This window comes from Halegenticoccus soli, from assembly GCF_002844195.1.
GTDB lineage: Archaea > Halobacteriota > Halobacteria > Halobacteriales > Haloferacaceae > Halegenticoccus > Halegenticoccus soli.
Genome location: NZ_PEND01000001.1, coordinates 823,584 through 848,019 on the forward strand (window position 1 = coordinate 823,584; position 24,436 = coordinate 848,019).

Consider the following 24,436-nt stretch of genomic DNA (forward strand, 5'->3'; position numbering starts at 1 on the left):
GCACCCTGATCGTCCGTTCTCTCGAACGGGCTTTCGGGACCCGCCTTCGGCGCTCGATCGTCCGGTTCGGCGTCCGAACCCGCCTTTCGTTCGAGGGGGAGGCAGAGAGCTGAGACGGATCCTCGTTCGCACGCGGCGGTCGGCTCGGTGCGTCGGCGATTTCTCTCGAACGCCCACCGGCGATCTGTAACAACTTTTAATGTACGTCATACACAGAGAGTGTGTATGGACAGGGACAGAGCGCAACCGGACGCGGGCGCGATTCCCGGACCGCGGGCCGAAAAGTGGGTCGAGTATCACGGGCGCCACGCCGCCCCGAGCGAGTACTCGCACGAGTTCGTCTGGGACGTCACCCGGGAGGCGGACGGTCCCTTCGTCACGGACGTGGACGGCAACGTCCTCCTGGATTTCACCTGTCACATCGGGGCGGCCCCGCTCGGGTACAACAACGACAAGATCCTCGACAAACTGCGCGAGTTCGTCCTGGTCGACCCGCTGAAGATCGCGGGGCAGGACATGTACTTCGGGACGGGAGCGGTCCCCGACTCCGCCGAGCTCCCCGGGTCCGGCCACTTGATGGAAAAACTGACCGAGATATCCGGGCGGTACGGCATGGACACGGTGTTCCTGTCGAACTCGGGCGCGGAGGCCGTCGAGAACGGCCTCAAGATCGCCTACGACGACGCGCCGGGGGCGAAGTACGGGTTCGCGTTCGAGGGGAGCTTCCACGGCCGGACCCTCGGGACGCTGTCCGTGACCCGGTCGAACGAGGTGTACACGCGACGGTATCCGGAGATCGCCGGCGTCAGGATGCTGCCCTTCTGCGACAGCAGGCGCTGCGGGGGCGACGCCTGCGACTGCGGCTTCTTCACGCGGGAGGGGTCCCGACTCCGCGACGTCCTCCACCCCGAGCGCGGGCACGTGAACCCCGAGGAGGTGGCGTTTCTCATCCTGGAGCCGATCCAGGGCGTCGGCGGCTACCGCTTCCCCAGCACCGCGTTCATGGAGGAGGTCCAGCGCGTCTGCGACGAGTGCGGGATCACGCTCGTCGTCGACGAGATCCAGTCGGGCGTGGGCCGAACCGGTGAGATGTGGGCCTCCGATCACTACCCCATCGAGCCCGACGTGATCGCGAGCGCGAAGGCGCTCCGCGTGGGGGCGACCATCTCGCGGTCCGACGTGTTCCCGGAGGAGAAAAACCGCCTGGGATCCACGTTCGGCGGCGGCGACATCCTCTCTTCGATGCAGGGAGTCTTCACGCTGGAGGCCATCGAGGAGCACGATCTCCTCGACAACGCCACCCGCCGCGGTCGGCAGGCGAAGGAGCTGCTGCGAGAGGGAGCGCCCGACCACGTCGTCGACGTGCGGGGCAAGGGGCTGATGCTCGCCGTCGAGTTCGACACCGGAGAGCGCCGCGACGCCGTCGTGGAGGAGGCGCTGAAGCGGGGGCTCCTCACCCTCGGCTGCGGGGTCAAGACGCTCCGTCTGCTCCCCCCGCTGGACGCGACAGAGCGGGAGATCGAACTCGGGGTCGGGATCCTGCGCGAGGCCGTCGACGCGGTCTGAGAGGTTCGGGGGAGTCGATTCGTACCCCCCGATCCGGGTTGCCGACTCGCACTCACGCCGCCTGCACGCTCGCGGTTCCGGCGACGATGGCGACGACCGCGCCGAGAAGCACCGGCGACCGGGGGAGTTGGCGAGCCGCCGCGTACGCGGCCGCGGCGACCACGAGCGGGTACGTGCTGACGAGCGGCAGCACCGTCACGACGGAGCCGACCCGGAGGGCGGCGAACATCGCGTACCAGCCGACGGCCACGACGACGCCCGCGGGCAGGAACAGCCCGACCGTTCGCGGATGGACGGCGCGGAGCCCCCGGCGGGTCCGCGTCGACCCCGCCGCGATCGGTGCGAGCGTCGCAAGCGCCGCGGTCTGGGTAAGCGCCGTCGCGGACAGCGCGTCGGGGTACTCCCCGAGGCCGATCTTCACGACGACGAACGCCGCCGCGAGCAGCGCCGTCGCGACGACCGGGTAGAGCGAGTCCCGCGGCGAGGCGTCCGCGAGTTCCCGGCGGATCGCGTCGGCCTCGACCCCGTCGTTCGACGGTCGAACGACCTGGAGCACGGCGATGCCCCCGACGACCAGCGCGAGCCCGACGGCTTCGCCGACCCCGAACGCCTCCCCGAGCACGGGAACCGCGATGACGGCGGCGACGGCCGGACTCCCCGCCGTGATGGCCGAGGCGACGGTCGGTCCGACGCGGTCGATCCCCTCGTAGTAGAACAGGCGGGTGAGCGCCGGGTCCGCGACGCCGGCGAGGAGAAACGGAGCGACGAGGGCGAGCGGCGCCGCCGGGACCCCGCGCCGGACGAAGACCACCGCCCACAGGAACGAGACGCTGCCGACGAGCGTCACCGCGGCCGCGCCGAGCGCGGTGGTATCGCCCCGATCCAAGCCGCGCTCGACCAGGAGGGTCTGGACGCCGAAACAGGCGGACGCGACGAGCGCGAGGAGGGCCGACATCGCTCAGTCGGGGGACCGAGCCGTCGCGTCCGCCGGTTCGTCGGCGAGGGCGCGGTCGACCACCTCGACGCCCGCGACGTCGGCCAGCGCGTCGAGGACGTCGCCGAGGTGGTCGGGGCCGCTCCCCTCGATCCCGAGGCGGACCGGCGTGCGGTTCGGATCGTCCGCGCGCGTCCGCCGGGCGCGCTCCAGCGCGTCGAGTTCGGCCCCGCGGCTCTCCACCGCGTCCGCGACCCGGCCGACGGCCGTCGGCCAGTCGGCGACCGACAGGCGAACCTCCGCGTAGCGGCCGAGCTCCAGCAGGCCCGTCCGGACGAGTTCGGCGTGTCCCGTGAGGTTCGCGTTCCCCCCGGAGACGACGACGGCGACGTGCTCGCCCTCGACGTCGACCGCGCCCGAGAGCAGGGCCGCGAGCGGGGCCGCGCCCGCCGCCTCCGCGACCGTCTTCGCCCGCTCGGCGAGGAGCGTCACCGCGACGCTCATCTCGCGGTCGCTGACGGCGACGACGTCGTCGACGCGCTCGCGGACGACGGCGAACGTCCTTTCGAGCAGGCGGGTGTCCGCGATCCCCTCCGCCGCGGTGTCGACCTCGGAGAGCTCGTGGATCTCGTCCCCTTCCAGCGACGGCTTGGCGTGGAACGCCCCCTCCGGCTGGACGCCGATCACCCGCACGTCCGGGTCGCGATCCTTCAGCACGGTGGCGATCCCCGATATCAGGCCGCCGCCGCCGACGGCGACGAGGGCCGTGTCGACCTCCGGATACTGCTCAAGCAGTTCGAGGGCGACGGTGCCCTGCCCGGCGATGATGCGCTCGTCGTCGAACGGGTGGACGAACTCCCGCCCCTCCCGCTCGGCCAGTTCGAGCGCGCGCTCGTAGGAGCGCTCGTAGATGTCGCCCTCCACGACGACCTCGGCGCCGTAGCCGCGCGTCGCCTCGATCTTGGCGGCGGGTGTCACCTCCGGGACGACGATCGTCGCGTCCGCGCCGAGGAGCCGGCCGGCGAGGGCGACCCCCTGCGCGTGGTTCCCCGCGCTCGACGCGACGACGCCCCGCTCCAGCGTCTCCGGCGGCAGCTGCGACATGAGGTTGTACGCGCCCCGGATCTTGAACGATCCCGTCCGCTGCGCGTTCTCCAGCTTGAGACCGACCGAGGCGGCCCCGCTCAGCTCCGCGAACGTCGTCGAGCGGTCCAGCGGCGTCCGGTGGACGACGTCCGCGATGCGGTCCCCCGCGGCCTCGACGTCCGCGGGCGTCACCACGGAGTCGGCGCTCCGCCCCCCGTCCGGCGCTCGCTCAGGGTCGCTCATCGGCGATCCGGAGGACGGTCTCGGTCAGCACGTCGACGCCGACGGGGATGCTCCGCTCGTCCACGTCGAACCGCGGCGTGTGGTGACTCCCGGGGTGGTCGGTCCCGACGACGAGGTACGCCGCCTCGCCGCCGTTCTCCTGGACCCGCCGCATCAGAAACGTCGCGTCCTCGCTCGCGCCGAAGTCGGCCCACGGGACCACCGAGTCGACGCCGTCGACCCCGGCGGCGACGTCGGAGACGAGAGCGACCAGCGCCTCGTCGCTGTCGGCCCGCGGCGACTCGCTGACGATCCGGAAGTCGGCGTCGCAGCCGTGCATCTCGGCTGCCGCGCGCACGGTCCGTTCGAGTTCGGCCTTCGCGTACTCGCGGAGCGCGGTCGTCTCGCCGCGGACCTCGCCGGCCAGCGCGGCCCGCTCCGCGATGACGTTGCTCGCCGCGCCCGCTTCGACCCGCCCGACGTTGACGCGCGTCATCCCGGCCTCGTGCCGGGGGACGGCGTACGCGTTCTGTATCGCCGCTGCCAACGCCTGCACGGCGTTGTCCCCGGCGTTCGGCTCCTTCCCGGCGTGGGCGGACGTGCCGGTGAACTCGACGGTGAGGTGGCTCATCGCCAGCGGCTTTCTGATGCCGGCCACCACCTCGCCCGTCGGGTGGTCGAGGCCGACGTGGACCGCGAGGAGGTAATCGAGGTCCGCGGCGAACCGGCTCTCGGCCATGGGCTTGCCGCCGCCCGACTCCTCCTCCGCCGGCTGGAAGAAGGCGGTGAACGTGCCGGGGAAGTCGCTCTTTTCGATCGCTTCGAGGACGCCCAGGCCGACGGTCATGTGGGCGTCGTGTCCGCAGGCGTGCATCGTCCCGTCGTGCTCCGACCGGAACCCCTCCGCGGCGGGAGCGTGGTCGTCGGCCGTCGACTCCTCGACGAACAGGCCGTCTATGTCGACGCGGAGCCCCACCGACGGCCCGTCTCCCCGTTCGATCACGGCGACCGCGCCGGTCGTTCCGCCCGCCATCGCGTCGAGGAGTTCCCCGTCGACGCCGTCGGCCCGCGCCCAGTCGAGCCACCGGTCGAGTTCGTCGTCGTCGGGGACGGCCATTCTGTCGTCCGGATCGTACGCCTCCGCGCCGACGGCGAGTTCGTCGACGCCGATCGACCGGATCTCCTCGACGAGCAGGCCCGTCGTGCGAAACTCGCGCCAGGCCGGCTCCGGGCACCGGTGGAACGCCCGCCGGATCTCGGAGAACCGCTCGGCGATCGGTGCTGTCATGGGCCGCGGTACGGCCCCCTGCCACTTAATAGTACACAGCTACCGTTGACAGCGTGTACACAAAAAGGCTAAGTCTGCCAGTGACAATCACGGGGATACCGCGCCGACGGACGGTCCGGGACGAACGCCCGAGACGGAGACGAAAAGCCGAAGACCGGGACGGGCGATCCGAGACGGACGCGACGCCGGAGGGCGGTCGCACGAGGTGAAATCCATGGACGAAACCCACCCCGACGTCGTCGTTCTCCGCGAGGGGACGGAAGGGCTGCCGATGGAACCGTACGCGGACGCGCTGCGCGAGCGCCTGCCCGGAAGGGACGTTCGCCTCGCGCGGACGCCGCGAGAGGAGCGCGAACTGGTCGAGGGGGCGCGCGTCGTCACCGGCGTTTCGATCGACGAGAGCCTGCTCGATCGGGCCGGAGCGATCGAACTGTTCGCCTGCGCGTTCGCCGGAACGGACCACCTTCCGACGGACGCGCTCTCCGCGCGGGACGTCGCCGTGACGAACGCGGGCGGCATCCACGCGCCGGGGATCGCCGAGCAGGCCATCGGCAACGTCCTCGTGTTCGCCCGGCGACTCCACGAGGGGTGGCGTCGGAAGCAAAATGCCGAGTGGCGGCACTTTCAGTCGTACGAACTGCAGGGGAGCACCGTCACGATCGTCGGCCTCGGTTCGATCGGGACGGCCGTCGCCGAGCGCCTTCGGGGGTTCGGCGTCGAGACGATCGGAGTCCGGTACTCGCCCGAGAAGGGCGGTCCGACCGACGAGGTCCTCGGCTTCGACCCGGACGACCTCCACGAGGCGCTCGCGCGGACCGACTACCTGATCGTCGCCTGCCCGCTCACCGAGACGACCCGCGGGCTGATCGGCGAGGCGGAGTTCGCGACGCTGCCGCCGTCGGCCGTCGTGATCAACACGGCGCGCGGTCCCATCGTCGACACCGACGCGCTCGTGGACGCCCTCCGCTTCGAGAAGATCAGGGGCGCGGCGCTCGACGTGACCGATCCGGAGCCGCTCCCCGGCGATCACCCGCTGTGGAACCTCGAAAACTGCCTCGTCACGCCGCACACGGGCGGCCACACGCCGAAGCACTGGGAGCGGCTCGCCGACATCGTGGCGCGGAACGTCGACCGCCTCGATTCGGGCGAGGAGCTGGAGAACCTCGTGCTCGCGCCGGGGAACTAAGCCGTCGCCTCGAACGGCGACGGACCCCGCCGTCGTCTCGAGCGGTGAAGAACCCGACCGCCACCGCCTCAGGCGGTGAAGAGCTCCCGGGGGAAGTCGGCGAGGACCTCCGCGCCGGTCTCCGTCACGCGGAACGTCTCGCTGAGTTCGACGCCGAAGTCGTCGAACCAGAGGCCCGGGATCGCGTGAAACGTCATGTTCGGTTCGAGGACGGTCTCGTCGCCGGGCCGGAGACTGGCGGTGTGTTCGCCCCAGTCCGGCGGGTAACCGAGCCCCATCGAGTAGCCGATCCGCTCCTCCTTTTCGATGTCGTACTTCGAGATCGTCTCGCGCCAGGCCCGCTCGACCGCCTCGCAGGTGACGCCGGGTTCCGCGGCGTCGAGCGCCGCGTTCAGCCCCTCGACGACGATCTCGGCCCGGCGCTCCATCTCCGCCGGCGGGTCGCCGACGAACGTCGTCCGGGCGAGCGGCGAGTGGTAGCGGTGCCGGCAGCCGGAGAGCTCGACGATGACGGGGTCGCCCCGCTCGAACGGCCGGTCCGTCCAGGTGAGGTGCGGCGTGCCCGTGTGGTCCCCCGACGGCATCAGCGGGACGATGGAGGGGTAGTCGCCGCCGTACTCGTCGGTTCCGTCGACGAGCGCGTAGTAGATCTCCGCCGCCGCCTCGTACTCCGGGACGCCCTCCTCGACGGCGTCGAGACCGGCCCGCATCGCCCGCTCGGAGATGCGCGCGGCCTGCCGCATGTACTCCAGTTCGCGCTCCGACTTCGTGACGCGGACCCAGTTGACGAGAAGCGTCGCGTCCTCGAACTCCGCGTCGGGGAGGTTCTTCCGCAGGCGCGTGTACGACTTGGCCGTGAAGTAGTAGGCGTCCATCTCCAGCCCGATCCGCGCCTCGGCGACGTCCAGATCCGAGAGCACCTCGGCGAAGAAGTCCGTCGGGTGGAGGTCGTACGGCGAGTGGACGTGGTCGTCGCTGTACGCGCGGACGTTCTCCTCGTCGAGCCACGTCGTCGCCCGCGCGCCGTTCGCGTCCTGACCGCGGCCGACCCAGACCGGCTGGTCCCGGTCGAGCGTGACGACGACCGCCTGGTGTACGTAGAACGACCACCCGTCGTACCCGGAGAGGTAGTTCATGTTCGCCGGATCCGCCACCACGAGCGCGTCCAACTCCCGCTCGCGCATCCGCTCTTTCGTCCGCGCTATCCGCCGTTCGTACTCGCTTCGATCGAACGCTGCCCGAGACATGGTAACGCTACTCAGATCGACGTTCGCGCGAGTCGCGTATAACTTTTTTGTGTACCGTGGGAACGAAAACTGTGTATGTCGTTTCGGCGAGTCGCGCCCCCGCCGCGTCGCCGATTCGAACCGCCTTCCGACGGCGCTTCCGTCGCCTTCGCGGCTTCCGCGGCGCGATAGCGTCCGCCTTCGCCGCCGACCCCTCTCCGTCGTCCGGTCCGCCCACCGCCCGTGCACCTCCGTCGATTACGGGTCTCCGGCAGGGCCGTATCAGAAATTGTGTACGCTATCAATGGTAATCGTGGACAAATTATTTATGATCGTTCCGCATGGGTTGGCGTATGACCGCCGGCCCACCGATCGAAGAACTGCACTTCGAGGACGCACCGAACGTCGAGACGGTACCTGGACCCCGATCGCGGGAACTGCTCGAAAAGCAGCGGCGGATCGACAGCAGCGCCGTGGCGTATCCGGAGGACATCCCGATCGCCTTCGAGGAGGGGCGGGGCGCGACGGTCCGCGACGTCGACGGGAACACCTTCATCGACATGTTCGCTGGCATCGGCGTGTTGAACGTCGGCCACGCCAACCCGTACGTGCTGGAGGCCGTCCACGAGCAGGCCGACAAGCTCGTCCACACGGTCGACTTCCCGAGCGAGGCGCGGCTCGAACTGATCGAGAAGCTCGACGAGATCGCGCCGGGCGACCTCCGGGGGAACAACCGCGTCGTCTTCGGCGGCCCGACCGGCAGCGACGCGATCGAGGCCTCCATCAAGCTCGCGAAGTACAACACCGACGGCGACGGGCTCGTCGCGTTCCGCGGGGCCTACCACGGCGCGACCAGCGGCGCGATGAGCCTCACGTCGAACAGGGGCTTCAAGGGCCACTACACGCCGCTCCTCTCGGACGTCGTCCACGCGCCGTACCCGTACCCCTTCGACCAGGACAAGGATCCGCAGGAGGCGGTCGATCACGCGCTGGAGGAGGTGCAGGCCATCGTCGAGGACCCCTACGGCGGCCTCGCCAACCCCGCGGGCATCTTCGTCGAGCCGATCCAGGGCGAGGGCGGCGTCGTCGTCCCGCCGGAGGGCTTCCTGAAGGGGCTCCGGGACGTCGCCGACGACAACGGGATCCCGCTCGTATTCGACGAGATCCAGAGCGGCTTCGGTCGCTCCGGGCGCTGGTTCGCCTCGGAGTGGTACGGCGTCACGCCCGACGCGATGACCACGGCGAAGGCCCTCGGCGGCGTCGGCTTCCCGCTGTCGGCGACGGTGTACCGCGAGGAGCTCGACACGTGGGGGTCGGGCGACCACGCGGGGACGTACCGCGGACACGTCGTCGCCATGCGCGCCGGAACCCGGGCGATCGAGTACGTGCAGGAGCACGACCTGCTCGCGCACGCCCGGGAGCTCGGCGAGTACGTCCGAGCGCGGCTCTCCGAGGCGGCGGCGGACAATCCGGGCCTCGCGGAGGTTCGCGGGAAGGGGCTCTTCGTCGGCGCGGAGTTCGTCGACGAGGAGGGGAATCCGGACGGCGACGCGGTCGACGCGCTCCAGCGGTACTGTTACGAGCGCGGCGTTCTCGTGTGGACCGCCGGTCGCCACGGGAGCGTCCTCCGCCTCCTCCCGCCGCTCGTGCTCACCCGCGACCTCGCCGAGACGGCGCTCGACGTCGTCGTCGAGGGCATCGAGCGCGTGACCGCGGAGACGCGGCGGGCCGCCTGAGGGCGGTCGACCGAACCACTGACCGAGATCCGTCGATCGGATCCGCAAACCGAAACCCACCGACCGAGATCCACCGACCGAAACCTATCGACCAAAATCCATGAGCCGAAAACCGATCACCACGGACGAAGCACCGCGCAACGACAACCCCTACTCGCAGGGCATCGTGGCCGGCGACACCCTGTACGTGTCGGGCTACGGCCCGGTCGATCCCGACACCGGCGAGGCGGTCGACGGCGACATCCGGACGCAGACCGAGCGGGTGCTCGACAACGTCGCCGCGGTCGTCGAGGAGGCGGGCGGCGACGGCCTCGACGCCGTCGTCAAGGTGACCGTCTACCTCACCGACCTCGACGACTACGAGCGGGTGAACGAGGCCTACGGGGCGAAGTTCTCCGGCGACCCGCCCGCGCGCGTCTGCATCGAGGTGTCCCGGCTGCCGGACGACGTCGCCGTCGAGATGGATGCCGTCGCCCACCTCGGCTGACCCGCGAGGGGACCCCGCTGGCGCGCCCCGGCACCTCCGCCGAATTCGACTCGGCCCGGCCGTCCGTCGGCGGCGATCCGCGATCTTCCTGGCCACGTCGTCGGCTCGATCGTTCAGTCGACCACCCGTTCGATCGTTCAATCGACCATCCGTTCGGCCGATCAGCCGTTCAGCCCTTCAGTCGTTCAGTTCTTCGACGCGGCGATCGCGGCGTTCCGCGGCCTCGGTGACTCGTTCCATGAACTCCGTCATCTGCTCTTTCATCTCCGACCGCATCGACGTCGCCGAGAAGTCCTCCGACTCGGCGAGCAGCCTGACGAACGCGCGGAGCTCCTCGTCGGTGATCTCGTCGAAGTCGCCGAACTCCAGCTTGTCGATGACCTCGTCGACGTCGATCTGTCCGACCGGGTCGACGTTGAAGTCGACCGTCACCATGCGGTAGTCCGACCCGGCGAGTTCCTGCTCGGCCCTGTTCACGCCCTGCGCGAGCATGTCCTTGAACGGGACGTAGTACCCCATGGTTCCGAGGTGGAGGAAGCCCAGCATGTCGGTGATCCCCTGCGTGTACGCCTCGCGCGCCTCGTCCTCGGGGTTGAAGACGGTCTCTCGGTCCCGGTCTTCGAGGTGGTCGAAGAGGATGGTGAAATCGAGGATGGCGTTCCTGAGCCGGCGGCGGATCCGATTGCGCTTCTGCTTCTTCGAGTGCTCCGTGTAGTCGGTCTTCCGCCCGAGGAGGAACTCGCGGTCGCTCGGCGTGAGAATCCCCCGCCCGCGGTCCGGCGAGTACGCGAGGTTCTCGCCGGGCTCTCCCTCTCCGTCTCCTGACGTCATATACAGATTGTGTGTATGTTTTGGGTTAAGACTTACGGGTGTGTTCGATTACTGTCGGGTGAAAACCGTATTGTTCACGTTCGACTCGGTATCGGTGGGGATGGCGCGTCCACTCCCGCTCGTTCTCCGCCGCAGGTTCACAGAATACGTTTACCCGGTCTACGACGGATTGTCCCCGTCGAACGACGTACTGCCCGACTATTCGTTTATCGCGTACACGGATTCTGTCTTAAAACGAGTCTGATCAACGCAATTCGTAGATAAGGGTGACAATAACCGTAACGTTTAACCGGGTGATTCCCGACAGAGGTGATGTACGGCAACAAGTGACACGACAAATGTGAGGATACCACCAATGAAAGGCACACAGGGACGCGGCGACGGACGGCCACCTGCTCGCGGGGCGGACTCTCGTCGGCGACGGCGAGCGGTCACTTCGGAACGCACCCGCTTCGGACAGTTCGGAGAGACGCATCGCGCGGACGGGGATCCGTCCGACCGACCTTCGGAACGATGAGCGGAGCGGACGAACGCGGCCTCGTCGGGACCTTCCTGGAGGAGATCGAGCCGACCGTCTTCGCGTTCGGCGCGGGCATCACGCTGCTTTTCGTGGCGGTCTTCGCGCTCAACCCGACGGCTGCGGCGAACATCGTCGCCGGGGCGAACGAGTTCGTGCTCGCGCACTTCAACTGGGCGTTCCTCATCGTCATGCTCGGCTTCGTCCTCTTTCTGGGATACCTCATCGTCGGCCCGTGGGGCAACCTGCGGCTGGGCGACGACCCGCCGGAGTTCAGCTACCTCTCGTACTTCGCGATGATGTACTCCGCGGGGCTCGCAGCCGGGATCGTCTTCTGGGGGCCCGCGGAGGCGCTGCTCCACTACTCGAGCGTCCCCCCGCTGTACGACGTTCCCAACGAGTCGGCGGCGGCGATGCCCATCGCCATCCAGTACTCGCTGTTCCACTGGAGCGTCACCCAGTGGTCGTGTTTCACGGTGATGGGTCTCGGCATCGGGTACTTCGTCTACAACCGCGGCGCGCCGCTGCGCGTCTCCGCCGTCCTGACGCCGTTCCTCGGCGCCGACAACGTCGACGGCTTCTGGGGGAAGCTCATCGACACCCTCGCGGTGTTCGCGACCCTCGGCGGCGTCGCGACCTCGCTCGGCTTCATCGGGAGTCAGTTCCTCACCGGCCTCCAGTACCAGTGGGGAATCCAGCTCGGCGACGCCGGGACGATCGCCGTCATCACCGGGATGACGGTCATCTTCACCGCCTCGCTGCTGCTCGGCGTCGACCGCGGCATCCGCCGGTTGTCGAACTTCAACATGGCGATGTTCGCGGTCCTGATGGTGGGGACGCTCGTCCTCGGCCCGACGTGGTTCATCCTCGAACTCGGGACGCAGGCGATGGGCGGCTTCATCGACGACTTCTTCCAGATGAGCCTGTTCACGCACGCCTCCCAGGGCGGCGAGTGGTCGAACGCGTGGACGGTGTTCTACTGGGCGTGGCCCCTCGCGTGGTCGCCGTTCGCCGGGCTGTTCATCGCGCGCATCTCGCGGGGGCGATCCGTCCGCGAGGTCGCCTTCACCGGCATCGGCGCGACGGCGATGGCGACCATCCCCTGGTTCGTCGTCCTCGGCGGAACCGGGATCTGGGTGCAACACACCGGCGTCGCCAACGTCCTCGGCCCCATCACGAACCCGCAGCTCGGGGAGGCGGTCTCCGGGTACGTCCTCTTCGGGGCGCTGCCGTTCGGTCAGCTGCTGCTGTTCGGCTTTCTCGTCCTCGTGACGACGTTCTTCGTCACGTCGGCCGACTCCTCGACGCTCGCCGTCTCGATGATGACGACCGGCGGGGAGGAACACCCCTCGTCGATCAACCGCATCTTCTGGGCGGTCCTCCAGGGCGCGGTCGCGTCCATCCTGATGGTCATCGGCGGCGCGGAGGCGCTCCAGTCGGCGGCGATCATCACCGGCGGCCCGTTCGCCGTCGTCTGCACCGTCACGGTTCTCGGACTGGTGAAGACGTTCAGCGATCAGTACGGCAGCGTTCTCCTGCAGGAGGAGACGACGCTCATCGGCCGCGGGAGCGTCGACGAAGTGGTCGCCAGAAAGCCGGCGATGAAGTCCGACGACGACTGACGGGCGGCGGGTCCTCGCGGATCCGAACCGCGGGTCTCCGTCACACACTAAACGACTCCGGCCGTGATACACCCCATGGAACTCGTCTTCCGCCTCGCGGTGGCGGCGTTCGTCATCGTCGCGCCCTCGGCGCTGTTCCTCGGCCTCTGGCGCGGGCTTCACGCCCTGCGGGACGACAGACTGATCGAACGGATGGCGGCCGAGACGGGCACCCGACCCGCCGACCTCGTTCCGAACCCCGCCCGCCTGCTCCCCGACGGCGAGCGGGGGCCCAACGGAACCGATCTCGCGATCTGCGCGGCCTGCGGCGCGCCCAACCCGGCCGACGTGACGTTCTGTCACGACTGCCTCTCCCGGGTCCGGTAGCCGCGGTCGCCCGAGGACCCCGCCTCGCGGGTTCCGGTTCCGGCCCGAGCGCCCCGTCCCTCTCGGCCGCCCGCTCCGATCGGCCGACGGGTCGAGACCGTGTCAGCGCCGTGTCCCTAACCGCGTTCTTCGTACCGTGACTGTCATCTATTCGGACAGAAACGGGGTCGAGAGACAGTGAGCCTCGGTCACACGCCGGAAGCAACTGTCGTGTACATCCGTGACATAAGTGTCAGTAGAGCATAAAACTCTTAAGCGAGTAAATCCTAGGGTGAGTATGAACTGGACGCACAAGCGCAACCGCAGGAAAGCCGACCGCAAGAAAGAGGAAGCCGGTAGCGGCACCAGCTGGTCGTTCGTCGCCGCCGCGACGGTCATCGCGTAAGCTCCGACGCCCGTCGCGCGGTCCCCGAACCGCCCGTCCCCTCCCCCGTAGGTTCCGCCCGGTCCCGTCGCTGACGCGAAGGAGAGGACGAAAAAATCGAACCGCCTTTTTCCGGCAGCTCCGTCGACGAGCGACCGCGCCGTCCTCAGAGGAAGTCTTCGATGTGGTCCGCGACTTCCTCCGGCGTGTCCCCGACGGGGACGCCGGCGTCGTTCAGGGCGTCGATCTTCGACTCCGCCGTCCCGGTGCCGGATCCGGAGACGATGGCGCCCGCGTGGCCCATTCGCTTGCCCGGCGGGGCCGTGCGGCCGGCGATGAAGCCCGCGACCGGCGTGTCCATGTACTCGGCGATGTACGCCGCGGCCTCCTCCTCGTCCTCGCCGCCGATCTCGCCGCACATGACGACCGCTTCCGTCTCCTCGTCCCCCTCGAACAGTTCGAGCGCGTCGATGAAGCTCGTCCCGATGATCGGGTCGCCGCCGATGCCGATGGCGGTCGTCTGACCGACGCCTCGCCCCGTGAGGTTGTCGACGACCTGGTAGGTGAGCGTCCCCGAGCGGGAGACGAGACCGACGTTGCCGTCCGCGAAGATGTTGCCGGGCAGGATGCCGAGTTTCGCCTCGCCGGGCGTGATGATGCCGGGGCAGTTCGGGCCGATGAGCCGGGTGTCGACCTCCGAGAGGCGCTTTTTCACCTTCGCCATGTCCTGCGTGGGGATGCCCTCGGTGATGGCGACGACGAGGTCGAGGTCCGTGTCGAGCGCCTCGAACAGCGCGTCGGCGGCGAACGCCGGCGGCACGAAGACGACGGAGGCGTTCGCGTCCTCCTCCTCGACCGCCTCGTCCACGGTGTCGTAGACGGGGACGCCCTCGACCTCCTGGCCGCCCCTGCCCGGAACGGCGCCGGCGACGACGTTCGTCCCGTACTCCATCATCTGTTCGGTGTGGAACTTGCCCTCCCCACCGGTGATGCCCTGTACGACCACCCGCGTGTTTTCGTCGACGAGAATGCTCATTCGTTACTCACCTCGTCCGCGTATTCGACCGCGCGCTGGACCGCGTCTTCGAGCGTCTCTTCGACCGTGACGAGTTCGTCGTTCAGGATCTCGCGGCCCTCCTCGGCGTTCGTGCCGGCGAGGCGAACGACGACCGGCTTCGGGATCTCCTCGAACGCTTCGAGCGCCTCGTTGATCCCCTTCGCCACCTCGTCGCCGCGGGTGATGCCGCCGAAGATGTTGAACACGACCGCGTCGACGTTCGAGTCGGAGAAGACCATGTCGAGCGCGTTCGTCACCCGCTCGGCCTTCGCGCCGCCGCCGATGTCGAGGAAGTTCGCGGGCGCGCCGCCGTAGTAGTCCACGAGGTCGAGCGTCGTCATGACGAGCCCCGCGCCGTTGCCGATGATGCCGACGTTGCCGTCGAGGCGGACGTAGTCGAAGCCGTACTCGCCGGCCTTCCGCTCCAGGTCGTCCTCGTAGGTCTCGTCTTCGAGCTCGGCGAGTTCGGGCTGGCGGAACAGCGCGTCGTCGTCGATGTTCATGACCGCGTCGGCGGCGACGACCTCGTCGTCGGACGTGATCATGACGGGGTTGATCTCGATGTCGCTGGCGTCGCGCTCCTCGTAGAGGTCGTACAGCGTCGTGAGGATCGAGGCAACGTCCATCGCCACCTCGCGGGGGATGCCCGCCTCGAAGACGACCTTGCGCGCCTGGTAGGGGTGCAGGCCGAACGCGGGGTCGACGTGCTCGCGGGCGATCGCCTCGGGCGTCTCTTCGGCGACCGCCTCGATGTCGACGCCGCCCTGCGTCGAGACCATCGCGACCGGCTTGCCCTCGCCGCGGTCCATCGTGACGCCGACGTAGAGTTCGTTCGTGAAGTCGACGCCGGCCTCGACGAGCACCTGTTCGACGGTGTACCCCTTGAGGTCCATCCCGAGGATCTCGTCGGCGTACTGGCGGGCCTCGTCCCCGTCCGAGGCGATCTTGATGCCGCCGGCCTTGCCGCGGCCGCCGACGTGGACCTGTGCCTTGATGGCGACCGGATACCCGACCTCCTCGGCCGCGTCAACGGCCTCGTCGACGCTCGTCGCGAGCCGGGATTCGGGTACGGGGATCCCGGCGTCGGCGAAGATTTCCTTCGCCTGATACTCGTGGAGCTTCATGCGTTTGGGGAAGCGTCGGACGGGCGCTTAAATCCCGTTCATCCGGGTCACGGACTGTCACATTTGCCGCTTCTCGAAAATCGGAACTCGGACCGGAGTAACCGATTTTCAGGGCTCGGCCAGCGCGTCCCTGGCGATTCCGATACCGCCGACCAGCACGCCGGCGACGAGGAGGAGGAGGCCGACGCCGACGCCGGCGTTCGTCACCATCGTGTTGCAGCCGTCGCTGTAGACGACGCCGAGGAACTCGGCGCTGAAGCCGAGGATCGAGTACTCCGGTTCGGGCCCCGGACAGGCCGCGGCGGTACTCGCCGCGTTGAACCCCGCGACGGACAGCACGGCCGCGATGCTCCCGACGAACAACCCGACGCCGAACAGCGCCATTCCGATCCGCTTTACGCCCATGTCGTCGGACTCGCCGGGCGGGAAGAAAGACGTTCGGGATGCGCCGCGGGGCTACGACTCCCCGTCCGCGTCCACGTAGAACCGCACCAGCCCGCACTCGGGACAGACGTACCCGTATGGCTGCACCGTCTCCTTCAGCCCGAGCGACCCGAGGATCCCCTTCTTCGGCTCGTCGGTCCGGAGCCTGAGCACCTCCCCGTCGACGGAGGTGACGGGCGTGACGCGCTCCATCGCGACGCCGCAGTCGGGGCAGCGCCGCTGCGTTTCGGTCGGCATGTCCGATACGACGCGCCGCGCGGGGATAAGCCCCCGCGCGATCGGACGGCGGCGGTCGGGGAGTCGCCGTCCGCGCCGGTCGGCTGTTCGCCGATCCGGACGATCGGAACGATTCCTCCGCTTTCCGCATCTGTCGGTTTTATCCGCAGAGCGCCCGTGACGGTCGGTACCATGCGTGCAGTTCGGTTCCACGAGCACGGCGGTCCGGAGGTACTGCGGGTGGACGAGGTCGACCGGCCGGGGGCGACGGGCCACGACGTGGTCGTCGAAGTCGACGGCGCGGGGGTCAACCCCGTGGACACGTACTTCCGCGAAGGATCGTACGAACCCTTCGCGATGCCGATGATCCCGGGCGTCGACGCGGCCGGCGAGGTCGTCGAGGTGAGCGAGTACGTCGAGGAGTTCGAAGAGGGCGACCTCGTGTACGGCACCGGCCTGAGCAAGGAGCACTACGGCGCGTACGCCGAGTACGCCGCGGTCCCGACGGACCGGCTCGCGAAGCTCCCCGAGGGCGTCGACCCGGTCGCCGCCGGGGGCGCGGGCGTCGTCGCCGTGACGGCCTGGCGCGCGCTGATCGACCACGCCGGCCTCGAACCCGCCGAGACGGCCCTTATCCACGGCGGCAGCGGCGGCGTCGGCCACGTCGCGGTCCAGATCGCCGCCGCCGCGGGCGCGCGGGTCGTCGCGACCGCCGCGCCCGAGTACCACGACCGCCTGCGCGAACTCGGCGCGGACGCGGTGCTCGACTACGGCCGCGACGACCTCGCTGACGCGGTGCGGGAGGCGGGCGACGGCGGCGCGGACGTGATCCTCGACCACCGCCTCGACGACTACCTCCAGTTCGACGCCGACGTGGCCAACGTCGGCGCGCGGGTCGTCGGAATCGGCGAGAACGACCCCGAAGTCGGCTTCGAGCGGTCCCCCGCGGCCCGCTCGAAGGACCTCCGGGTCACGATGATGAGCATGTTCAACACGCCCGACCTGAGCGCTCCGCTCCGGAGGCTCGCCTACCTGCTGGGCGAAGGGGAGTTGGAGATCGAGATCGCGCGCACGTACGGCCTCGACGAGGCCGGCGAAGCCCAGCGCGCGGTGATGGAGGACAGCTTCCTCGGGAAGCTCGTCGTCGAACCCTGAGCGGACGCCGAGACGGGAGTCGAATCGGACGCCGGTATCGAGAGCCGAACCGGACGGGATCGGGAGCCGAATCGAGCGGCCGTATCGGAACCGCCGCGCGGTCCGCCGCCGGCGGATCGGTCCGCGGGGCGCGGGCGGCTTTATGCGCCTGCCGGACGATACGTCACCCATGTCTGCCACCTTCGACTTCGGCGACAGGGTCGCACTCGTAACCGGCGCGAGCGGCGCGCTCGGCAGCGCCGCGGCGGCCGTCTTCCGCGACGCGGGCGCGACCGTCGCGGCGTCGGACGTCGTCGACCCCGACGACGAGGACGCGCTGCTCGACCCCGACTCCGGGATCCACTTCTACCGGGGGGACTTCACGGACGAGGACGACGTGGCGCGGATCGTCTCGGAGGTCGTCGACGACCACGGCCGGCTCGACTTCCTGTTGAACATCGCGGGCACCTGGCGCGGCGGGACCCCGATCGACGAGACGGACGCCGACACCTTCGACCTCCTCTTCGACGTGAACCTGAAGACGATGTTCCTCGCGTCGAAGCACGCGCTTCCGCACCTCCGCGAGGCGGGGGGCGCGATCGTCAGCGTCTCCGCCCGCGCCTCGCTGGAGGGCGGCGAGGGCGACGGCCCCTACCGCGCCTCGAAGGCGGGCGTGCGCCTCCTGACCGAGACCATCGCGGAGGAGAACCTCGGGACCGTCCGCGCGAACGCGGTGATGCCGAGCGTCATCGACACGCCGGCCAACCGCGAGATGATGCCCGACGCCGACCACAACGCGTGGGTCGACCCCGCGGAGATCGGTCGCGTGATGCTCTTTCTGTGTAGCGACGCCGCCGAGGTGACGAGCGGGGCCGCCGTGCCGGTGTACGGCGAGGCCTGACGCCGGACGCGTCCGGCGTCCGGAGGCGTGCGGGGGCGGCCGCACTCGGGACCGACGCGGTAGCGGACGGGCGGATCGACGGCTGCTCGTTCGGGCTCCGCGGAAAAATCGGAAAGCGGCTCGGTCGTAAGCCGGCTATAGGACCGTCTCCTGCAGGGTCGTGATCACGTCCTGGGTGCCGAGGTACAGCGTCACGGCGAGGACGGCGATCACGAGGGTCCGAACGACCCAGATCCAGGGCGTCGAGAGGGACGCCGAACTGCCCGCTCCGCGCACGAACTCGTCGAGGGATCCCTCCGCGTACACCCAGCCGACGAAGATCGAGAGCAACAGCCCGCCCAGGATGAGCAGGATGTTGTTCGCGACCGCGTCGTAGGCGGTGAGCACGTTCAGGTCGAGCGCCGTCGGGATGCCGATGACGAACAGGATCGCGGCGATCGCGATCGTCCCGACCTTGCGGTCGACGCCGAAGTTGTCGATGAGGAACGAGACGATCACTTCGAGGATGCTGAACGCGCTCGTGAGCGCCGCGATCCCGAGCATGAAGAAGAAGACGACGCCGAGGATCCGTCCCGCGGGAAGCTGTGCGAACGCGGTGGCGAGGCTGATGAACACCGCGCCGACGCCGCCTTCGCCCGGATCGACGCCCTGCGTGAACAGGAACGGGAACACGACGAGGCCCGCGAGGAAGGCGACCATCGTGTCGATGGCGACGACCGTCAGCCCGTCGGAGACGAGGTTCCGGTCTTCGCCGAGGTACGAGGAGTAAGTGATCATCACGCCCATCCCGAGCGATAGCGTGAAGAACGCCTGTCCCGCCGCCGCGGGGAGGATGGACAGGAGGTTACCGCTCAGTTCTCCGAGATCGGGCGCGAGGTAGTACGAGTATGCCTCGCTCGCGCCGGAGAGCGTCGCGCCGTAGGCGGCCAGGATCACGAGCAGGACGATCACGCTCGGAACCATCACCTTGGCCGCGCGTTCGAGCCCGTCGCGGATGCCGACCGCGACGACCCCGGCGACGAGCGCCATGAAGACGGCGTGGTACGCCACGGCGTCCGTCCCGGTCGCGACCGTCTCGAAGTAGGCGGCGGGGTCGGCGAAGTACGCCCCGGTCGCGCTCGCGATGATGTATCGCAGCACCCAGCCGCCGACGACGCTGTAGTACGACAGGATGACGAACCCCGCGAGCGCGCCGATCACCCCCGCGAACGTCCAGGCCGGCTTCCCGAGGCGCTCGAACGCGTTCACCGGGTTCCGCTCGGACCGCCGGCCGATGACGAACTCGACCAGGAGGACCGGAAACCCGATGAACGCGACGAAGAGCAGGTAGACGACGAGGAACGCCGCCCCGCCCGAGTCGCTCGTCAGGAAGGGGAACCGCCAGATGTTTCCGAGCCCGACGGCGCTACCTACCGCCGCCAGGATGAAGCCGATTCGCGTCGCCCACGTTTCTCGTGCAGGCATGATACCAACTCTCTGTGGCATGTGTTATAAACTCTCAGATTTAGAAACGTGTTTGGTGCACGCCATAACGCGTCTGATATAATAATTCGACGGCGGATCGCCCCGAGAAAGCGGCGGCGTCCACGGGCGACGACCCCCCGCCGGAACGAGCGGGAGCCGACATCTCATCCCCCGGAGACGAGCGTTCGCGACCGAGCGCGCGGACTCGAAACCGATTTTAACCGGACGCCGGGAGTGAACGACGATGACGAGAGAGACGTGGACCACGAGAGTCGGCTTCATCCTCGCCGCCGTGGGGAGCGCCGTCGGGCTCGGGAACATCTGGCAGTTCCCCTTCAAGACGGCCGAGTTCGGCGGGGCGACGTTTCTCGTCGTCTACCTCCTCGCCGCCCTGTGTATCGGGTTGCCCGCCATCCTCGCGGAGTTCGTCGTCGGCCGGCGGGCGAACCTCAACGTCGTCGGCGCGTTCCGCGGACTCGGTCACCCCCGGTGGCGCTTCGTCGGCGTCGTCGGACTGTTCACCGGCTTCTGGATCCTGTCGTACTACAGCGTCGTCGGGGGATGGGTCCTCCGGTACGTGGCCGGCAGCGCGACCGGGGCGTACTTCGCCGACCCCGCCGCCTACTTCGGCGCAATCTCGGCCGGACTCGACGCGCTCGCGCTCCACGCCGTTTTCATGGTGCTCGTCGCCGGGATCGTCGCGCTCGGCGTCGAAGACGGCATCGAGAAGGCGACCAGGCTGATGGTCCCGAGCATCGTCGTCATCCTGCTCGCGCTCGCGCTCTGGGCGGTCACGATCCCCGGCGCGGGCGCGGGGTACACGTACTACCTCTCGCCGAACTTCGGCGAACTCGCGTCCGACATCGACGAGATCGTCCCCTTCGCGGTCGGGCAGGCGTTCTTCTCGCTCTCGCTCGGGATGGGCGCGATGATCACCTACTCCTCGTACCTCGACGGGGACGACAGCCTCGCTGCCGACGGGGCGACGATCGTCCTCTTCAACACGTTCGTCGGCGTCCTGGCCGGCTTCGTCGTCTTCCCGCTGCTCTTCGCGCAGGGGATCGCGCCCGACGAGAGCGGTCCGGGCGCGGTGTTCGTCAGCCTCGCCACCGCGTTTTCGGAGCTCCCGGCCGGTCGGGTCCTCGGGGTCGCGTTCTTCCTCGTCGTCCTGATCGCGGCGCTGTCGAGCGCCATCAGCCTGCTCGAAGTCGTCGTCTCGTACGTCATCGACAACTACGACGTCGGGCGCGCGCCGACCGCGGCCGGCCTCGGTGCCGCGATATTCCTGCTCGGCGTCCCGTCGGCCCTCGACGTCGCCTGGCTCGGCTGGTTCGACGCGCTCACGTACAACCTCTACCTGCCGCTGTCCGTCCTCCTCGTGCTGGTGTTCGTCGGCTGGGTGCTCGGCGCGGACGCGGTCGACGAGGTGCGGAAGGGGACCGGCGGGGCCGAGACGCCGGCCGTCGCGTGGCTGTGGACCGTCCGCGTCGTCGTCCTCCTCGCCGTGTTCGGGACGCTGGCGCTCGGGCTGCAGACGCTCTTTCTCGAGGGCGGTATCGTCCCGCCGATCGACTTCGACCCCGACGTGCTGATACGTTACGAATCGTAACCGGATCGGGTTTTTCGCCGATGGATCCGCTCCGAATTACGGCGACTCAGCGTCGGAAAACCGTTATCATTGCCGGTTGAAGGTTTTCGACCCGAAAGTAACTTTAGCGGGACCGAGCCAACGCATAGCAATGACACGAGAAACCTGGGCGACCCGGATCGGATTCATCCTCGCCGCCGTGGGGAGCGCGGTCGGCCTCGGGAACATCTGGCGGTTCCCGTGGGTAACGGCCGAAAACGGCGGCAGCGCGTTCCTCGTCGTGTACCTGTTCATCGTCCTCGCGATCGGCGTTCCCGGTCTGCTCGGGGAGTTCGTCATCGGCCGCCGGGCGAAGCGGAATCCCGTCGGGGCGCTCGAATCGCTCTCCGGTTCCAGGGCGTGGGGGTACGTCGGCGGACTGAGCGTCGTGACCGCGGTCGCGCTGCTGTCGTTTTACAGCGTCGTCGGCGGGTGGATCCTCCGGTACTTCGTAGAAAGCGTCGCTGCCGTCGGAACCGCCGGGGGCGCGCCCTTCTTCGCCGATCCCGGGCCGTACTTCGACGGGGCGGCCTTCGGCGCGCAGGCGGTCGCGTACCACCTCCTGTTTCTCGCGCTGACGGCCGGCATCGTCGTCGCCGGGGTCCGGCGCGGCATCGAACTGGGAACCAAGGCGATGATGCCCGCGATCGTCGTCCTGCTCGTCGCGCTCGCCGTCTGGGCGGCCACGCGGCCGAACGCCGCCGCGGGCTACGCCTTCTACCTCCGGTTCGACCTCGCCACGGTCCGCGAGAACTTCTTTTCGATCCTCGGCCCCGCCGCCGGTCAGGCGCTCTTCACCCTCTCCGTCGGCGCCGGGACGATGATCACCTACGCGTCCTACCTCGGCGAGGACCAGTCGCTCCCGATGGACGCGACGACCATCGCCGTGCTCAACACGTTCGTCGGCGTCCTCGCGGGGCTGGTCGTCTTCCCGCTGCTCTTCGCACAGGGGATCGACCCCGCCAGCACCGGCACGGGCGAGGGGGCGCTCTTCGTCGGCCTCGCCGGCGCGTTCGCACAGCTCCCGGCCGGGTCGCTCATCGCGGCCGCCTTCTTCGGCGTCGTCACGCTCGCCGCGCTGTCGAGCTCGATCAGCATGCTCGAGATCCCCGTCGCCGTGCTCGTCGACGAGTACGACCTCACGCGCCGCCGCGCGACCGCGGCCCTGTTCGGACTCATCGCCGTCACCGGGGCCGTCAACGGGCTCGCGCCCGCCGTGTTCGGGTTCGTCGCTGGGACGCTCGTCGATCTGCTGCTCACCGCGGGGCTCGCGGCGTTCCTCCTGTTCGTCGGCTGGGTGCTCGGCCGCGACGCGCTCGCGGAGTTCGAAACGGGGGCCGGCCCGCTGGCCCGGCGGTTCGCCACCCCGTGGCTGTTCGCCGCCGGCGTCGCCATCCCGCTGTTTCTCGTGTTCACGCTCCTGACCGGCTTCGGCCTCAGAGCCGCCGTCGGCTTCTGGCCGACGGTCGCCCTCGCGGTCGTCGTCGGCGTCGCGACGTTCGCCGGGCTCCGCGGGCAGAAATCGGTGGTCTGACGGCGCGGCGAGGACGCGACTTCCGGTCGCCGCCGACCCGTCGCCGGGAGCCGTCAGCCTGCCGCCAGTCTGCCGCCAGTAGCCGCCGACCCGGCGGCTCGCCCCCGCGGGCGACGGTTTTTATCCGATCGGGTCGAACTTCCGACCAGTGATCACGATCAAAGACAGCGTCCACGACCACATCGAGGTCAAGGGCGTCGCCGAGGCGCTCTTGGACACGCCCGAGATGCAGCGCCTCCGGCACATCAAACAGCTGGGCACGGTTCAGCTCGTTTACCCCTCCGCCAACCACACGCGGTTCGAACACAGCCTCGGCGTCTACCACCTCGCGGATCGCGCGCTCTCCCACCTCGGCGTCGAGGGGAGACAGGCGGAGCGAATCTGCGCCGCGGCCCTCCTCCACGACGTGGGTCACGGCCCCTTCAGCCACAACATCGAGTCGCTCACCCACCGCCACACGGGCAAGTACCACGACGACGTCGAGGAGCTTCTGGCGGCCGGGGCCGTCGGCGCCGTGCTGCGCGAACACGACCTCGACCCGAAGTACGTCGCCGGCCTCGTCGCTGGCGAGGGCAAGTACGGCCAGCTCGTCTCGGGCGAACTCGACGTGGACCGGATGGACTACCTCGTGCGCGACGCCCACCACACCGGCGTTCCGTACGGAACCATCGACCACGAGCGGCTCGTGCGCGAGCTGACGTTCGTCGACGGCGAGCTTGTTCTCGCGGAGGGGAACGTCCAGACGGCCGAGAGTCTGCTCCTCGCGCGCGCGTTGATGAACCCGACCGTCTACCAGCACCACGTGGCCCGGATCAGCAAGGCGATGCTCCGCCGCGCCTCCGAGGGGCTGCTCGACGGGTCGGACGTCACCGCCGAGGAGCTCCGGCGGATGGACGACCACGACCTCCTGGTCGCCCTCCGGACGACGCCCGCGACGCGCGAGTTCGCAGAGCGCCTCGGCAACCGGAACCTGTACAAGCGGGGAGTGTGGGCGGAGCTGTCCGACGTTCCGGAGAGCGTGCTGGAGGCCCCGCACCGGGAGATCGTGGAGTTCGAAGAAGAGGTGGCGGCGCGCGTCGGGGTCGAGCCGAGCGAGGTGATCGTCGACGTGCCCCCGAAACCGTCGATCACGGAGTCGTCCTCGCGGGTCGTCGTCAACGGCGACATCCGTCAGCTCGACCGCCAGTCGCCGCTCGTGAGCGCGCTCCGGACCGCCCAGCGCAACCAGTGGCGGCTCGGCGTCTACGCTCCACGAGACGTCGCAGAACGCGTCGGCCGCGAGGCGGTCGAGTCCATGGGGCTCGACATCGAGGGCGCGCTCGTCAGCGACGTCCGGCGGGGGCTGCGGACCACCCTCGACGAGTTCGACTGACCGTCGCGGCGCGACCGACCACGCCGACCAGATCGATCGACCGGTCGACCGGACTGATCGGACCGGCCACGCCGACCGGGTCGATCGGGCCGACGGCGTGAACGGACCGGTCCGGCCGACCCGCTCCGCCGT

The 24,436-nt window shown here is 69.2% G+C and carries 21 protein-coding genes; 11 read left to right on the top strand and 10 right to left on the bottom strand.

Annotation, left to right across the window (positions count from 1 at the left end):
- Nucleotides 1-225: 225 nt before the first annotated feature.
- The gene (locus tag CNO20_RS04260; protein ID WP_101294768.1) at nucleotides 226-1,566 is read left to right on the top strand and encodes an aminotransferase class III-fold pyridoxal phosphate-dependent enzyme; all 1,341 of its coding nucleotides are present in this window, start codon (nucleotides 226-228) and stop codon (nucleotides 1,564-1,566) included.
- A gap of 52 nt (nucleotides 1,567-1,618) precedes the next feature.
- On the opposite strand, the gene CNO20_RS04265 is transcribed toward CNO20_RS04260, so the two are convergent.
- The 3 genes from CNO20_RS04265 to CNO20_RS04275 are packed head-to-tail and all read right to left on the bottom strand — an operon-like array spanning nucleotide 1,619 to nucleotide 5,096.
- Nucleotides 1,619-2,521 carry a DMT family transporter gene (locus tag CNO20_RS04265; RefSeq protein WP_101294769.1) on the bottom strand — a complete coding sequence of 301 codons (903 nt, stop codon included), beginning with the start codon at nucleotides 2,519-2,521 and terminating at the stop codon, nucleotides 1,619-1,621.
- Between the two features lie 3 nt (nucleotides 2,522-2,524).
- A complete protein-coding gene (gene ilvA, locus CNO20_RS04270; protein WP_101294771.1) occupies nucleotides 2,525-3,829 on the bottom strand; it encodes a threonine ammonia-lyase in 1,305 nt (434 codons plus the stop codon).
- Nucleotides 3,816-5,096: an amidohydrolase gene (locus CNO20_RS04275; RefSeq protein WP_101294773.1), complete on the bottom strand. Its 1,281-nt coding sequence runs from the start codon at nucleotides 5,094-5,096 to the stop codon at nucleotides 3,816-3,818. The genes ilvA and CNO20_RS04275 overlap by 14 nt, the downstream gene beginning before the upstream one ends.
- Nucleotides 5,097-5,310: 214 nt before the next feature.
- On the opposite strand from CNO20_RS04275, the gene CNO20_RS04280 reads away from it, so the two are divergent.
- Complete coding sequence (locus CNO20_RS04280; protein ID WP_101294775.1) at nucleotides 5,311-6,282, top strand: D-2-hydroxyacid dehydrogenase; 972 nt, start codon at nucleotides 5,311-5,313, stop codon at nucleotides 6,280-6,282.
- A 68-nt stretch (nucleotides 6,283-6,350) separates the two neighbouring features.
- Here CNO20_RS04280 and CNO20_RS04285 read toward each other — a convergent pair whose 3' ends face one another.
- On the bottom strand, nucleotides 6,351-7,529 hold the full coding sequence (locus CNO20_RS04285) for a M24 family metallopeptidase (RefSeq protein ID WP_101294777.1): 1,179 nt from the start codon (nucleotides 7,527-7,529) through the stop codon (nucleotides 6,351-6,353).
- 332 nt (nucleotides 7,530-7,861) lie between these two features.
- On the opposite strand from CNO20_RS04285, the gene CNO20_RS04290 reads away from it, so the two are divergent.
- Entirely contained in the window at nucleotides 7,862-9,244 is a 1,383-nt protein-coding gene (locus CNO20_RS04290; protein WP_101294779.1) for an aspartate aminotransferase family protein, read from the top strand.
- Between the two features lie 100 nt (nucleotides 9,245-9,344).
- Complete coding sequence (locus CNO20_RS04295) at nucleotides 9,345-9,731, top strand: Rid family detoxifying hydrolase (RefSeq protein WP_101294781.1); 387 nt, start codon at nucleotides 9,345-9,347, stop codon at nucleotides 9,729-9,731.
- 177 nt (nucleotides 9,732-9,908) lie between these two features.
- Here the strand turns inward: CNO20_RS04295 and CNO20_RS04300 are convergent, their stop codons facing one another.
- Nucleotides 9,909-10,562 carry a DUF8102 family protein gene (locus CNO20_RS04300; RefSeq protein ID WP_101294783.1) on the bottom strand — a complete coding sequence of 218 codons (654 nt, stop codon included), beginning with the start codon at nucleotides 10,560-10,562 and terminating at the stop codon, nucleotides 9,909-9,911.
- Nucleotides 10,563-11,075: 513 nt separating this feature from the next.
- On the opposite strand from CNO20_RS04300, the gene CNO20_RS04305 reads away from it, so the two are divergent.
- Entirely contained in the window at nucleotides 11,076-12,701 is a 1,626-nt protein-coding gene (locus tag CNO20_RS04305) for a BCCT family transporter (RefSeq protein ID WP_101294785.1), read from the top strand.
- Between the two features lie 75 nt (nucleotides 12,702-12,776).
- Complete coding sequence (locus CNO20_RS04310) at nucleotides 12,777-13,067, top strand: DUF7577 domain-containing protein (RefSeq protein ID WP_101294787.1); 291 nt, start codon at nucleotides 12,777-12,779, stop codon at nucleotides 13,065-13,067.
- Between the two features lie 530 nt (nucleotides 13,068-13,597).
- Here the strand turns inward: CNO20_RS04310 and sucD are convergent.
- The 4 genes from sucD to CNO20_RS04330 all read right to left on the bottom strand — a co-directional run bounded on the left by sucD (nucleotide 13,598) and on the right by CNO20_RS04330 (nucleotide 16,293).
- Nucleotides 13,598-14,467: a succinate--CoA ligase subunit alpha gene (gene sucD, locus CNO20_RS04315; RefSeq protein ID WP_101294789.1), complete on the bottom strand. Its 870-nt coding sequence runs from the start codon at nucleotides 14,465-14,467 to the stop codon at nucleotides 13,598-13,600.
- Nucleotides 14,464-15,612, bottom strand: coding sequence for an ADP-forming succinate--CoA ligase subunit beta (gene sucC, locus CNO20_RS04320; RefSeq protein WP_101294791.1), 1,149 nt, complete (start codon nucleotides 15,610-15,612; stop codon nucleotides 14,464-14,466). The genes sucD and sucC overlap by 4 nt, the downstream gene beginning before the upstream one ends.
- Nucleotides 15,613-15,720: 108 nt before the next feature.
- Nucleotides 15,721-16,017, bottom strand: a complete 297-nt coding sequence (locus CNO20_RS04325) for a hypothetical protein (RefSeq protein ID WP_101294793.1) — start codon at nucleotides 16,015-16,017, stop codon at nucleotides 15,721-15,723.
- Between the two features lie 51 nt (nucleotides 16,018-16,068).
- Complete coding sequence (locus CNO20_RS04330) at nucleotides 16,069-16,293, bottom strand: hypothetical protein (RefSeq protein ID WP_101294795.1); 225 nt, start codon at nucleotides 16,291-16,293, stop codon at nucleotides 16,069-16,071.
- Nucleotides 16,294-16,464: 171 nt separating this feature from the next.
- Here CNO20_RS04330 and CNO20_RS04335 point away from each other — a divergent pair, with 171 nt between their 5' ends.
- A complete protein-coding gene (locus CNO20_RS04335; protein ID WP_101294797.1) occupies nucleotides 16,465-17,427 on the top strand; it encodes an alcohol dehydrogenase catalytic domain-containing protein in 963 nt (320 codons plus the stop codon).
- Between the two features lie 169 nt (nucleotides 17,428-17,596).
- Entirely contained in the window at nucleotides 17,597-18,307 is a 711-nt protein-coding gene (locus tag CNO20_RS04340) for an SDR family oxidoreductase (protein ID WP_101294799.1), read from the top strand.
- A gap of 135 nt (nucleotides 18,308-18,442) precedes the next feature.
- Here CNO20_RS04340 and CNO20_RS04345 read toward each other — a convergent pair whose 3' ends face one another.
- Nucleotides 18,443-19,771, bottom strand: coding sequence for a sodium-dependent transporter (locus tag CNO20_RS04345; RefSeq protein ID WP_101294801.1), 1,329 nt, complete (start codon nucleotides 19,769-19,771; stop codon nucleotides 18,443-18,445).
- A gap of 244 nt (nucleotides 19,772-20,015) precedes the next feature.
- On the opposite strand from CNO20_RS04345, the gene CNO20_RS04350 reads away from it, so the two are divergent.
- From CNO20_RS04350 to CNO20_RS04360, 3 genes are all read left to right on the top strand, one after another.
- Nucleotides 20,016-21,380, top strand: a complete 1,365-nt coding sequence (locus CNO20_RS04350; RefSeq protein WP_101294804.1) for a sodium-dependent transporter — start codon at nucleotides 20,016-20,018, stop codon at nucleotides 21,378-21,380.
- A 130-nt stretch (nucleotides 21,381-21,510) separates the two neighbouring features.
- A complete protein-coding gene (locus CNO20_RS04355) occupies nucleotides 21,511-22,932 on the top strand; it encodes a sodium-dependent transporter (RefSeq protein ID WP_101294806.1) in 1,422 nt (473 codons plus the stop codon).
- A gap of 148 nt (nucleotides 22,933-23,080) precedes the next feature.
- Entirely contained in the window at nucleotides 23,081-24,304 is a 1,224-nt protein-coding gene (locus CNO20_RS04360) for an HD domain-containing protein (RefSeq protein ID WP_101294808.1), read from the top strand.
- Nucleotides 24,305-24,436: the final 132 nt, after the last annotated feature.